Origin of the sequence: Nesterenkonia populi (assembly GCF_007994735.1) — a bacterium.
Taxonomy (GTDB): Bacteria; Actinomycetota; Actinomycetes; order Actinomycetales; family Micrococcaceae; genus Nesterenkonia; species Nesterenkonia populi.
The window spans coordinates 2,188,196-2,200,094 of sequence record NZ_VOIL01000001.1 but is presented as its reverse complement, the minus strand read 5'-3'; the positions used below and the strand labels follow the sequence as shown (position 1 = coordinate 2,200,094).

The window sequence follows — 11,899 nt, the reverse complement described above, 5'->3', positions numbered from 1 at the left end:
CACATGTCATCTCGTCAACGGAAAGGACGATGTCATGTCAGAAGCTGCAGTGAACACACGATTCCTTGGGCTCAAAGACGTCAAGGTCCACGTGGGCGACACCGGAGGCACAGGCCGGCCCGTCGTGCTCATCCATGGCTGGCCCCTCAACGCCGACTCATGGGCAGAGCAGAAACCTGCCCTCGCCCAGGCCGGCTACAGGGTGGTCTCCTATGACCGCCGCGGCTTCGGGCGCAGCGACAAGCCCGGCGGCGGATACGACTACGACACGCTCGCCGACGACCTCGCAGGTCTTCTTGAAGAGCTGGACCTGCGCGACGTCACCCTCGTCGGCTTCTCCATGGGAGGCGGCGAAGTGGCCCGCTACATCGCCCGTCATGGCCAGGAGCGCCTGCACAGCGTGGTCTTCGCCGGCGCTGTGACGCCCATGATGATGAAGTCCGAGGACAACCCGGACGGTCCGCTGGACGAGGCCACGGCTCAGGAGATGTCCTCACAGCTCGAGGCGGACCCTGAGGCGTTCTTCGACCAGTTCACTCGGGAATTCTTCTCCGCCGCCGGCACGACCGAGCCCCTTGTCAGCGAAGACGTGCGGCAGCAAGCCATCGAGCAGTCCCGTCAGGCTGACAAGTCCGCCGCCCTCAAAGCGATGGAGGCCTTCGGCACCAGCGACTTCCGAGAGGACCTCAAAGCCATCACTGTGCCGACCCTGGTTCTCCACGGAAGCGCTGACGCCACCGTGCCCTTCGAAGGCTCGGGTCAGCGCACCCACGCAGCGGTGCCCCACAGCCAGCTCCGCGTCATCGACGGCGCCCCCCACGGCTTCAACGCCAGCCACGCCGAAGAGTTCAATTCCGCGCTGACACAGTTCCTCTCCGAATAGGCAGGCTGTGCACCTGGAGGCTGCTGAGGAGCAGGGCAGCCCCACTCCTCACCGCCGTCGGCTCCAGGCCTGCAGCCGAGAGATCGCGTCCTCAAGCGTCTCCGGACGTTTGCAGAAGGCAAAGCGCAGCAGGTGGTTGAGCTCGTCCTCGGCTTCCTGCTGCGTCCGCGGCAGAGTCAGTGAGGACACCGGGATGGCCGCGACGCCGGCATCCCGGGTCAGCTCGACGGCAACCTCCGCTGCGGGACGCTCCGTAAGCTGGCGGGCATCCGCCAGGACAAAATAGCCCGCCTCCGCGGCGAAGGCGTTGAAGCCAGCCTCAGCGAGCCCCTCCATCAGCCGATCCCGGCCCTCCCTCAGGCGGGCTCTGTTCTCTACGAAGAACCCACGGTCGTCCCGCAGGCCCTCCGCGGCGGCGAACTGGTAGGCCGGGCCCGAGCAGAAGCTGAGGAACTGCTTCACCCCGCGCACGCGATTCACCAGCTCCGGGCTCCCGGTCAGCCACCCGACCTTCCACCCCGTCACCGAGAACGATTTTCCGGCCGAGCCGATCGCCACCGCCACCTCTTCGGCCCCTGCGACGCTGAGGACTGTCCGATGAGGCGCGGCAGCGTCGTCGAACACCAGGTGCTCGTACACCTCATCAGACATCACGACCACGCCGTGCCTGCGAGCCAGGCGAACAATCTCCTCCCATTCAGCATCGGTGAAGACGGTGCCGGTCGGATTGTGCGGGGTGTTCACCAGGATCATCGACGTCCGCTCACTGATCGCTGCCCGCAGCGCAGCCACATCGGGGCGGAAGTCCGGGGCGCGCAGGGGCACCGTCCGCAGCTCCGCCCCCGCGAGGGCCACCACGGCCCCGTAGGAGTCGTAGAACGGCTCGAAGGCCAGAACCTCCGAGCCGGGCTCAGCGAACGCAAGGATCGACGCGGTGATCGCCTCGGTGGCACCCGTTGCGTGCATCACCTGGTCGGCAGGATCCAGGTCGACGCCGTACCAGCGGCGCTGATGCTCCGCCACGGCCTCGCGGAACCACGGGAACCCCAGCCCCGGCGGGTACTGGTTGGACGGCCCAGCGTCGGTCCCCACAGCCTCAGCGGCCAGCTGCCGCAGCCATGCCGGGCCCTCCTGGTCAGGGAACCCCTGGCCCAGGTTCACTGCTCCGTGCTGATTCGCCGTCGCCGTAGTGCGCTCATAGATGGTCGGCAGGACGGTGCCGGAGTCATGGTCATAGACGTTTGCGCCCGCGGCGGAGCGCATCCAAGGAGGCTGAGACATCCTGCTCATCGTAATCCTGCCGCGCTGCGCGCCGAGTCCATGGCCATGTCATCACAGCCCACACCGCAGCCACCAGCACCGCCAGCCACATCACATAGAGCGGCCAGGGTCCCAGCAGGTCGATCAGAGAGCCGCCGTCCGGCGGGCGGTTCAGAAACCCGTAGTTGGTCCCCAATACGTGGTTGATCGGCATGGTCAGCGCTGTCCATGCCGCGGCACCGCCGTAGGCAACGCCGAAATCTCGCCAGCGCGGCCGGTAGTCCGTGCGGAGAAGCGCCAGCGGCACCAGCAGCACCGCAATGTGCAGCGCCCAGTAGAACACCATGTTCACCGACAGGCCCTCCAGCATGCTCGGATGCGGAGTCAGCAGCGCCTGCGAGTTCAGAGTCAGCCCCCAGTAATACGCGATCGCCGCCGCCCACCGCGCCCCCATGATCAGCGCGACGGCACAGGTGAAGCGCAGCGCATCCGAGAAATGCAGCGGCAGCGAATCGCCCAGGCTGAAGTTCGGCGGCAGCAGCAGCCACACCGTGTAGAACACCGACGAGGCCAGCAGAACCCAGCCGGAGACCCTGAAGACAGCCTCCGGACGGGACAGCCGCGGGGCACCCCAGACCGTCAGGGCCGCCGACAGAGCGGTGAGGCCCAGCAGAATGAGATGCACCGAACCGAACAGCATACGCATCAGTCTGCCGGATACGCTGGCCCGATGCAGATCACTGAGGTAGCCGAGGCCCTGGAACCGATCTCCCGGCGGTACGCCGAGAACAACAGCATCGACCGCAGCAGCGAATGGTTCATGCTCAAACTGCAGGAGGAGGTCGGCGAGCTCACGCAGGCATTCATCGACCTGCACGGCATGGGCCGTGACCGCGGCACCACCGAGGCCCAGCGACGCCAGGCCTTCGAGACCGAGTTAGCCGACGTCCTCGGCCAGCTGCTGCTGCTAGCCCGCCACCACAGCGTCGACGTCGACCAGGCCATCGCCGACAAATGGCTCAAATGGGCATGAGCACCGCTGCCCGCACCCTCGCCGAGGCTGGAGAGGACGGCGTCCTCTCCGCGATCATGAACGTCATCCAGCCGTTCAACACCGCGCGCGGCCAGGCCGGGCTCGAGCTGGGTCCGGGCAACGACGACGCCGCCGTGCTCACCCCCAGCGCCGGGAGCCGGGTCGTCATGACCACGGACACCATGAGCGAGGACCAGGACTTCCGGCGCGCCTGGTGGTCCGATCCCGCCGAACAGGCGCAGGACATCGGCACCAAAGCCGCCGCCCAGAACCTCTCTGACATCAACGCCATGGGCGCAGAGCCCGCCGCCCTGCTGATCTCTCTGACCCTGCCCGGCGCTCTCACCGTCGACTGGGCAGAGAATTTCTTCAGGGGCGTCATCCGCGCATGCTCCCAGCCCGGAGCCGAGCACTGCGTCATCGCCGGAGGCGACCTCGGCTCCGGCGACACCATCGCCGTCACGATCACAGCCGTCGGGGAGCTCCCCGCAGAGATCCCCGGACTGCCCGGAGAGCCGGGGCTTCGCCGCGACCGCGCACGGCCAGGCGACATTCTCACCGTCGCCGGAAACCTCGGCTACGCCGCCGCCGGGCTCGCCCTGCTTGAAGACCCGGCAGCGCAGCTGGCATCCGAGGACCCCGAGCACTGGAGCGCAGACCCCACCGTCCGGCGGGCGCTCGCCGCCCAGAAGCGACCGACTCCGCCGCTGGTCGAAGGGCGGATCGCCGTCATCGCCGGGGCCACCGCCGGGATGGACCTCTCCGACGGTCTGATGCGCGACGCCGGCAGGCTCGCCAGAGCCTCAGGCGTTCGCCTCCTCCTGGAGGAGGGGCCCCTGTGGGCGCGGGCCGAGCAGCTCACCGCCGCCGCACAGGGCCTGGAGAAGGACGAACGGCTGGCGCTGGAATGGGTGCTGGCGGGGGGAGAGGACTACAGCCTGCTGGCCACCTTCCCGCCCGAGGCGGAGATTCCCGAAGGATTCGCCCGCATCGGCGCCGCGGCCGCCCCGAAAGCAGGAGAGCCCGGTGTGGTTGCGCCTTTCGGCACGAGCACACCGGGCTGGGACTCCCTGAAAGCTGAGGTCAGCCCTCGAACTTCCGGCCGAGCTGGGTGAAGGTCCAGCCGGCGCTCTCCCACTCTTTGGCGTCGAGGACGTTGCGGGCGTCGACGAACCTCTTGGAGGCGACCAGGTCGTTGAGGTCCGCGGGGGTCAGCGCCTTGAACTCCTTCCACTCGGTGGTGAGCATCACGACCTCGGCGTCCTTGACCGCCTCGGTGAGGCTGTCGACGTAGCCCAGGCGGGGATAGCGCTTGGCGGCGTTGGGGTTGCCCTCCGGGTCGAAGACCGCCACATCGGCGCCGGCGTTGTAGAGCCGAGCGGCCACGTCCAGGCCGGGGGAGTCGCGGACGTCGTCGGAGAGCGGTTTGAAGGTGATGCCCAGCACGGCGATCTTCTTGCCGACGATGTCCTGGTCCAGCAGCTCGAAGGCCCGGGCCACCGCCTTCTTGCGGCGGCGCAGGTTGATCTGGTCGATCTCGTCGAGGAACTTCATGCTGTGGTCCAGGCCGAGCTCTCCGACGCGGGTCTGCAGAGCACGGATGTCCTTGGGCAGGCAGCCGCCGCCGAAGCCGACCCCGGCGTTGAGGAACTTGCGGCCGATGCGGGTGTCGAAGCCGATCGCGTCGGCCAGGGTGGTGATGTTGCCGCCGACGTTCTCGGTGACCTCGGCGAAGGCGTTGATGAAGCTGATCTTGGTGGCCAGGAACGCGTTGGCTGCGACCTTGACCAGCTCTGCGGTCTCAAAGTCGGTGGAGATCCAAGGGGTCTCGCGCCCCAGGACCTCGGCATAGACCTCGCGCAGCACGGCCTCGTCGGCCTCGGAGCCGGTGCCGACCACCAGGCGGTCAGGCCGCAGGGTGTCCTCGACGGCGAAGCCCTCGCGCAGGAACTCGGGGTTCCAGGCCAGGGAGACGTTCAGGCCGTCCTTCTTGGTCTCGGCGACCAGACGGGAGAGGCGGGCGGCGGTGCCGACCGGGACGGTGGACTTGCCGACCACCAGGGAGTCCTTGGTGATGGACTCGACCAGGCCGGCGGTGGCTGCGTCCACGTAGGTCAGGTCCGCGCCGGTGCCGCCTTTGACCTGGGGGGTGCCCACGCAGATGAAGTGGACATCGGCCCAGGAGCCGGCCTCGGAGACCTCAGCGGTGAACCGAAGCCTGCCCGAGTCCACGTGCTTGCGGATCAGCTCGGGCAGGCCGGGCTCGTGGAAGGGCAGCTCGCCGCGGGAGAGCGCGTCGATCTTCTCCGGGTCCACGTCCACGCCGAGGACGTCGAAGCCCAGCTCCGCCATGCAGGCGGCATGGGTCGCGCCCAGGTATCCAGTACCGATCACAGAAATATTGAGAGTCACGGAGGACACCTTAACCCTTGACAAGCCGTTCAGGCGTGACGATCAGCTCAGCTCAGCTCGCCCTCGGGGTTCTTGCGGACCAGTTCGGTGAGCTGCTGGGCCGCCGCGGCGACCACCGGGGCGAACTTCCGGCCGGGCTGGCGGGAGAGCCTCTCGATCGGCCCGGAGATCGAGACCGCGGCGAGCACCCGTCCGGAGGGGCCCCGCACCGGCGCGGAGACGGAGGCGACGCCGGGCTCACGCTCCCCGAGGGACTCGCCCCAGCTGCGGCGTCGTACCCCTGCAAGAACAGTAGGGGTGAAGCGTGCGCCCTGCAGGCCTTCGACCAGACGGTCGTGGTCCTCCCAGGCGAGCAGCACCTGGGCGGCCGAGCCCGCCTTCATGGACAGCTGGGTGCCCACGGGGATGGAGTCGCGCAGGCCGATGGGCCGCTCGGCGGAGGCCACGCAGACGCGCGAGTCGCCCTGGCGGCGGAACAGCTGGGAGGACTCGCCGGTGGCGTCGCGCAGCCTCAGCAGGATGGGCCCGGCGGCAGAGAGCAGCTGGTCGGAGCCCGCGGCCTGTGCCAGCTCAGCCATCCGGGAGCCGATCACATACCGGCCGCGGACATCCCGGGTCAGGAACCGGTGGTGGACCAGGGCGGAGGCGAGCCGGTGCACGGTGGGGCGGGCCAGCCCCGTGACCTCCACCAGCTGCGCGAGGGTGGCGGGGCCGGCTTCGAGGGCGTCCATGATCATCACGGACTTGTCCACCACTCCGATCCCGGAGGGGGAATGCAGGGTGCTGTTGGCCATGCCCACACTATAGTCCGAATAGTGAGACCCGAGGGCGCAGCTGTAGAGACCCGGCGCCCCTGGTGGTTCTCTTGAAGCATGGCAGAGATTGCATCCGCGGATAAGCCGCTCACCCTGGCGGAGAAGGTATGGCGCGACCACGTCGTCGTGCGCGGAGAGGACAAGGACGGGCAGCGCAGCCCCGACCTGATCTACATCGACCTGCACATGATCCACGAGGTCACCAGCCCCCAGGCATTCGAGGGTCTGCGCCTGGCCGGCCGCCCCGTCCGCCGCCCGGACCTCACCATCGCCACCGAGGACCACAACACCCCCACCCTGGAGATCGACAAGCCGATCGCCGACCCGGTCAGCCGCAAGCAGGTGGACACCCTGCGCTCCAACGTGGAGGAGTTCGGCGTGCGCATCCACTCCCTCGGGGACGACAACCAGGGCATCGTCCACGTGGTGGGCCCTCAGCTGGGCCTGACCCAGCCGGGCATGACCATCGTCTGCGGCGACTCCCACACGTCCACCCACGGCGCCTTCGGCTCCTTGGCGATGGGCATCGGCACCTCTGAGGTCGAGCATGTCCTCGCCACCCAGACGCTCTCGCTGAAGCCCTTCAAGACCATGGCCGTCACGGTCAGCGGCACCCTGAAGCCCGGCGTCTCCTCCAAGGACATCATCCTCGCGGTGATTGCCAAGATCGGCACCGGCGGCGGCCAGGGCTACGTCCTGGAGTACCGCGGCAGCGCCATCGAGCAGCTGTCCATGGAAGCGCGGATGACCATCTGCAACATGTCCATCGAGGCGGGTGCCCGCGCCGGCATGATCGCCCCGGACGAGACCACCTTCGACTTCGTCAAAGGCCGTCCGCATGCCCCCACCGGCGAGGACTGGGACGCCGCCGTCGAGCAGTGGCGCCTGCTGCGCACTGACGACGACGCCGAGTTCGACGCTGAGGTCGTCATCGATGCCGACGAGCTCGAGCCCTTCGTCACCTGGGGCACCAACCCCGGGCAGGGCGTGAGCCTCTCAGAGCCGGTGCCGTTCCCCTCCGACTTCCATGACCCGCTGGACCGTGAGTCGGCCGAGCGGGCTCTGCAGTACATGGACCTCGCCCCCGGCACCCCCATGCGGGACATCCGGGTGGACACCGTGTTCCTCGGCTCCTGCACCAACGCCCGGCTGGAGGATCTGCGCAAAGCGGCTGAGATCATCGAAGGCCGGCAGAAGGATCCTGAGGTGCGGATGATCGTGGTGCCCGGCTCCCAGAAGGTCCGGCTCGACGCCGAGGCTGAGGGCCTGGACCAGATCTTCAAGGACTTCGGGGCCGAGTGGCGGTTCGCCGGCTGCTCGATGTGCCTGGGCATGAACCCTGACCAGCTCTCCGAGGGGGAGCGCTGCGCCTCCACCTCCAACCGCAACTTCGAGGGCCGGCAGGGCAAAGGCGGCCGAACCCACCTGGTCTCTCCGGTGGTGGCTGCCGCAACCGCCGTCCGCGGCACCCTGTCCGCGCCCTCCGATGTGCTGGCCGGCGCTCCCGTTCCGGCATAGTGCCGCGGCGGGCACAGGTCCCGCCCGTCTCTCGGCCGGCTGCCGCGTCGCCGGCCTCCGCGTCTCAAGCAAGCATTGGAGCCCTCATGGAACCGATCACCACCCACACCGGCATCGGCGTGCCGATCAACCAGTCGAACATCGACACCGACCAGATCATCCCCGCCGTCTTTCTGAAGCGGATCACCAAGACCGGCTTCGAGGACGCCCTCTTCTACGCCTGGCGCAAGAAGCAGGACTTCATCCTGAACCAGGAGCCCTACAAGCACGGCACCGTCCTGGTCGCCGGCCCCGACTTCGGCACCGGCTCATCCCGTGAGCACGCGGTGTGGGCGCTGCGCGACTACGGCTTCAGAGTGATCATCTCGTCCCGCTTCGCCGACATCTTCTACGGCAACGCCGCCAAGCAGGGGCTGCTCGCCGCCAAGGTGGCCCAGCCCGACGTGGAGCTGATCTTCAAGGAGCTGCAGCGCCAGCCCGGCACGGAGATCACCGTGGACCTGGAGCACCGCACGGTGGTCTGCGGCACTGTGGAGACCACCTTCGACATCGACAACTACACGCGCTGGCGGCTCCTGGAGGGCCTGGACGACATCTCCCTGACCCTGCGCCAGGAAGAGGCGATCAGCACCTTCGAGGTGACTCGCCCGGGCTTCAAGCCGAAGACGCTTCCCGCTAAGGTGTAGCCGCCGCAGGGTCTTGAGCCGCCTGCGAAGCTGAAGGGCCCAGCCGACCCCCATCGGGTACAGTGGCAGGGCTGGAATCCGCTGCACCGAAGGGACCACGTCATACTCATGGGCAAGCTGCTCACAATCCAGGGCGGGAAGCCCCTCGAGGGCATTGTGCGCGTCCGCGGCGCCAAGAACCTGGTGCCCAAAGCTATGGTGGCCTCCCTGCTGGGCAGTGAGGTCTCGGAGCTGCGCAACGTCCCGGAGATCAAGGACGTGGAGATCGTCCGGAATCTGCTGCAGATCCACGGGGTGAAGGTCGACGCAGACCCGGTCACCGGGGATCTGAGCCTGGACCCCCGAAACACCTACTCCGCTGAGCATTCTGAGATCGACGCCTACGCCGGGGATTCGCGGATTCCGATCCTGCTCTGCGGCCCGCTGATGCACAAGATCGGTGAGGCCTTCATCCCGGACCTGGGCGGCTGCCGGATCGGTGACCGACCGATCAACTACCACCTCGAGGTGCTGCGGAACTTCGGCGCCGTCGTCGACAAGCAGCCCCATGGCATCCGCATCTCCGCGCCCAAGGGCCTGAGCGGCGCGAAGCTGGAGCTTCCCTACCCGTCGGTCGGTGCCACCGAGCAGGTGCTGCTCACCGCGGTGCTGGCTGAGGGCATCACCGAGCTGCGCAATGCGGCGGTGGAGCCCGAGATCCATGACCTGATCGCGATCCTGCAGCAGATGGGCGCGATGATCACCGTCTACACCGACCGGACCATCCGGATCGAGGGTGTGACGCGCCTGGGCCGTTTCCGCCACCGGGCGATCCCGGACCGCAACGAGTCCGCCTCCTGGGCCTCTGCGGCTCTGGTCACCCGAGGCGACATCTACGTCAAGGGTGCCGCTCAGCGGGACCTCACCAGCTTCTTGAACATCTACCGCAAGATCGGCGGAGAGTTCGAAGTCGATGAGGAGGGCATCCGGTTCTGGCACGGCGGCGGGCAGCTGCAGCCGCTGGTGCTGGAGACCGATGTCCACCCCGGATTCATGACTGACTGGCAGCAGCCGATGGTGGTGGCCCTGACCCAGGCCCACGGCGTGTCCATCGTGCACGAGACCGTCTACGAGAACAGGTTCGGGTTCACCGATGCGCTGAAACGTATGGGGGCCTCCATCCAGCTGCACCGGGAGTGCCTGGGATCCAGCCCCTGCCGGTTCGGGCAGCGGAACTTCCTGCACTCGGCGGTGATCTCCGGGCCCAGTGAGCTTAAGGGCGTGGACATCAACATCCCGGACCTGCGCGGCGGATTCTCCCACCTGATCGCTGCCCTGGCGGCCACCGGCACCTCCACCGTCACCGGCATCGAGATCATCGCCCGCGGCTACGAGCACTTCATCGAGAAGATCGAAGCCCTCGGCGCCGACATCCAGATCGAGCAGAGCGGATCAGTTTCCGCCCGGCAGCCGGCCGTCGCCGCAGGCGGGTGATCCCGCACGTGGGGGAGAACGCCGCCGCGGCAGAGGGGAAAGCCCGCCGCTCGCCGGCCTGGCGGTTCGCCGCAGGGATCGTCCGGCCGGGAATGAACGTCCTGATGGGCAAAGACTGGCAGGGGTTGGAGAAGATCCCTTCCGACGGCTGCATCGTGGTGGCAAACCATGTCAGCGCGGTGGACCCGCTGGCGGTGCTCCACGCCGTCTACAGGAGCGGGACCACCCCGCACATCATGGCGAAGGAATCCCTGTTCCGGGTCCCCGTGCTGGGCGCACTGATGCGGAAGGTGCAGCTGATCCCGGTGGCCCGCGGCGACCGGGAGAAATCCCAGCAGTCCTTCGAAGCTGCCTACGAGATCATTCAGCAGGGCGGCGCCGTCGTCATCTACCCCGAGGGCACCCTCACCAAGGACCCTGGCCTCTGGCCCATGCGGATGAAGACCGGTGCGGCTCGGCTGGCACTGATCACCGGCGCTCCCGTGATCCCTCTGTCGCACTGGGGCACCCACCGGTTCCTGCCGCGCGGCAAGAAGCTGCCCCGGATCCTGCCGCGCCGCAGATACAGCCTCCGGGCGGACAAGCCTGTGGACCTCTCCGACCTGCGCGGCAGGCCGCTGAGCCGAACCCTGCTGGCAGAGGCCACCCAGCGCATCGAGCAGGCCCTGACCGACGGTGTCGCAGAGCTGCGCGGTGAGCCCGCCCCGGAGCTGATCTGGGACCGGAACATCCACCAGCGCGTCCCGCGCGACCAGCTGCGAGCCAGAGCTGAGCAGGCGGAGAACGAAGCAGGCAAGAAGGCCAAGGAGGAGGACTGATGACCCAAGCAGCTGTGCTCGGAGCCGGCTCCTGGGGCACCACCTTCGCCAAAGTCCTCGCCGACGCCGGCCAGCAGGTCACCCTCTGGGCCCGGCGTCGTGAGATCGCCGAGGAGATCAGCACCTCCCGGACCAACAGCGCCTACCTGCCGGACATCCCCCTGCCGTCCGGCATCACCGCCACCGACGACGTCGAGCAGGCGGCCGGCGCCGCCGACGTCGTGTTCCTCGCCGTACCCGCTCAGAGCCTGCGGGAGCAGCTCAGCCGCATCCGCGCCAGCGTGCGGGAGGACGCCATCGTCGTCTCCCTCATCAAAGGGCTCGAGCGGGGCACCGACCTGCGCATGTCCGAGGTGATCGCCGCTGAGCTGCAGCTCCCCGCCGAGCAGATCGCAGTGCTCTCCGGACCGAACCTGGCCATGGAGATCGCGCGGGAGGAGCCCACCGCCTCCGTGATCGCCTGCGCGGAGCAGTCAGTGGCCGAGCGGATCTCCCAGCTCTGCCAGACCGCATACTTCCTGCCCTACATCAACACCGATGTCACCGGAACCGAGCTCGGCGGGGTGCTGAAGAACATCATCGGACTGGCCGTGGGCATCTGCGACGGCCAGCAGCTCGGCGACAACTCCAAGGCCTCCGTAATCACCCGCGGCCTGGCCGAGACCACGCGCCTCGGACTCGCCCTGGGGGGCAGGCAGGAGACCTTCGCCGGGCTCGCCGGCCTCGGCGACCTGGTCGCCACCTGCGGATCCGTGCTCTCCCGCAACCGCACCGCGGGGCGCCTGCTGGGCCAGGGGCTCGCCCCCGAGCAGGTCACCGCTGAGATGACGCAGACAGCAGAAGGCATGAAGTCCGCCGGCGCGGTGCTGGAGCTGGCCCGCAGCCACCGCGTGGAGATGCCGGTCTGCGAGGCGGTGGTCTCTGTGCTGGAGGGCACGCTGACCGTGGAGAACATCGTCGGGCTGCTCCTGGCCCGAGACCTGAAAGCTGAGGTGCACTGA

General features: G+C 68.2%; 12 protein-coding genes. 8 read left to right on the top strand and 4 right to left on the bottom strand.

The window, feature by feature from the left end:
* Window positions 1-34: 34 nt before the first annotated feature.
* The gene (locus FWJ47_RS10215) at window positions 35-883 is read left to right on the top strand and encodes an alpha/beta fold hydrolase (RefSeq protein ID WP_147107751.1); all 849 of its coding nucleotides are present in this window, start codon (window positions 35-37) and stop codon (window positions 881-883) included.
* A 48-nt stretch (window positions 884-931) separates the two neighbouring features.
* Here the strand turns inward: FWJ47_RS10215 and FWJ47_RS10210 are convergent, their stop codons facing one another.
* On the bottom strand, window positions 932-2,164 hold the full coding sequence (locus FWJ47_RS10210) for an aminotransferase class I/II-fold pyridoxal phosphate-dependent enzyme (protein WP_246126264.1): 1,233 nt from the start codon (window positions 2,162-2,164) through the stop codon (window positions 932-934).
* A complete protein-coding gene (locus FWJ47_RS10205; RefSeq protein ID WP_170228554.1) occupies window positions 2,115-2,843 on the bottom strand; it encodes a YwaF family protein in 729 nt (242 codons plus the stop codon). Before FWJ47_RS10205 ends, FWJ47_RS10210 begins: the two co-directional genes overlap by 50 nt.
* Before the next feature lie 30 nt (window positions 2,844-2,873).
* Here FWJ47_RS10205 and FWJ47_RS10200 point away from each other — a divergent pair, with 30 nt between their 5' ends.
* Entirely contained in the window at window positions 2,874-3,176 is a 303-nt protein-coding gene (locus FWJ47_RS10200) for a MazG nucleotide pyrophosphohydrolase domain-containing protein (RefSeq protein ID WP_147107742.1), read from the top strand.
* A complete protein-coding gene (gene thiL, locus FWJ47_RS10195) occupies window positions 3,173-4,291 on the top strand; it encodes a thiamine-phosphate kinase (RefSeq protein ID WP_170228553.1) in 1,119 nt (372 codons plus the stop codon). Before FWJ47_RS10200 ends, thiL begins: the two co-directional genes overlap by 4 nt.
* On the opposite strand, the gene FWJ47_RS10190 is transcribed toward thiL, so the two are convergent.
* The gene (locus FWJ47_RS10190; RefSeq protein WP_147107736.1) at window positions 4,260-5,588 is read right to left on the bottom strand and encodes a UDP-glucose dehydrogenase family protein; all 1,329 of its coding nucleotides are present in this window, start codon (window positions 5,586-5,588) and stop codon (window positions 4,260-4,262) included. The genes thiL and FWJ47_RS10190 overlap by 32 nt on opposite strands.
* Before the next feature lie 47 nt (window positions 5,589-5,635).
* Window positions 5,636-6,382, bottom strand: coding sequence for an IclR family transcriptional regulator (locus FWJ47_RS10185; protein ID WP_425466001.1), 747 nt, complete (start codon window positions 6,380-6,382; stop codon window positions 5,636-5,638).
* Window positions 6,383-6,460: 78 nt separating this feature from the next.
* Here FWJ47_RS10185 and leuC point away from each other — a divergent pair, with 78 nt between their 5' ends.
* From leuC to FWJ47_RS10160, 5 genes are all read left to right on the top strand, one after another.
* Entirely contained in the window at window positions 6,461-7,921 is a 1,461-nt protein-coding gene (leuC, locus tag FWJ47_RS10180; RefSeq protein ID WP_147107731.1) for a 3-isopropylmalate dehydratase large subunit, read from the top strand.
* Window positions 7,922-8,007: 86 nt separating this feature from the next.
* Complete coding sequence (gene leuD, locus FWJ47_RS10175; protein WP_147107728.1) at window positions 8,008-8,607, top strand: 3-isopropylmalate dehydratase small subunit; 600 nt, start codon at window positions 8,008-8,010, stop codon at window positions 8,605-8,607.
* A 108-nt stretch (window positions 8,608-8,715) separates the two neighbouring features.
* Window positions 8,716-10,080, top strand: coding sequence for a UDP-N-acetylglucosamine 1-carboxyvinyltransferase (gene murA / locus FWJ47_RS10170; protein WP_147107725.1), 1,365 nt, complete (start codon window positions 8,716-8,718; stop codon window positions 10,078-10,080).
* On the top strand, window positions 10,077-10,898 hold the full coding sequence (locus FWJ47_RS10165; RefSeq protein ID WP_246126263.1) for a lysophospholipid acyltransferase family protein: 822 nt from the start codon (window positions 10,077-10,079) through the stop codon (window positions 10,896-10,898). The genes murA and FWJ47_RS10165 overlap by 4 nt, the downstream gene beginning before the upstream one ends.
* Window positions 10,898-11,899 (top strand): NAD(P)H-dependent glycerol-3-phosphate dehydrogenase, encoded by a 1,002-nt coding sequence (locus FWJ47_RS10160; RefSeq protein WP_147107721.1) that lies wholly within the window; start codon window positions 10,898-10,900, stop codon window positions 11,897-11,899. Before FWJ47_RS10165 ends, FWJ47_RS10160 begins: the two co-directional genes overlap by 1 nt.

Excerpts from the sequence above, each read along its gene's own strand:
- leuC (WP_147107731.1), top strand. The coding sequence starts at position 6,461 with ATGGCAGAGATTGCATCCGCGGATAAGCCGCTCACCCTGGCGGAGAAG.
- FWJ47_RS10160 (WP_147107721.1), top strand. The coding sequence starts at position 10,898 with ATGACCCAAGCAGCTGTGCTCGGAGCCGGCTCCTGGGGCACCACCTTC.
- thiL (WP_170228553.1), top strand. The coding sequence starts at position 3,173 with ATGAGCACCGCTGCCCGCACCCTCGCCGAGGCTGGAGAGGACGGCGTC.
- FWJ47_RS10200 (WP_147107742.1), top strand. The coding sequence starts at position 2,874 with ATGCAGATCACTGAGGTAGCCGAGGCCCTGGAACCGATCTCCCGGCGG.
- FWJ47_RS10210 (WP_246126264.1), bottom strand. The coding sequence starts at position 2,164 with ATGTCTCAGCCTCCTTGGATGCGCTCCGCCGCGGGCGCAAACGTCTAT.
- FWJ47_RS10205 (WP_170228554.1), bottom strand. The coding sequence starts at position 2,843 with ATGCTGTTCGGTTCGGTGCATCTCATTCTGCTGGGCCTCACCGCTCTG.
- leuD (WP_147107728.1), top strand. The coding sequence starts at position 8,008 with ATGGAACCGATCACCACCCACACCGGCATCGGCGTGCCGATCAACCAG.
- FWJ47_RS10185 (WP_425466001.1), bottom strand. The coding sequence starts at position 6,382 with ATGGCCAACAGCACCCTGCATTCCCCCTCCGGGATCGGAGTGGTGGAC.
- murA (WP_147107725.1), top strand. The coding sequence starts at position 8,716 with ATGGGCAAGCTGCTCACAATCCAGGGCGGGAAGCCCCTCGAGGGCATT.
- FWJ47_RS10215 (WP_147107751.1), top strand. The coding sequence starts at position 35 with ATGTCAGAAGCTGCAGTGAACACACGATTCCTTGGGCTCAAAGACGTC.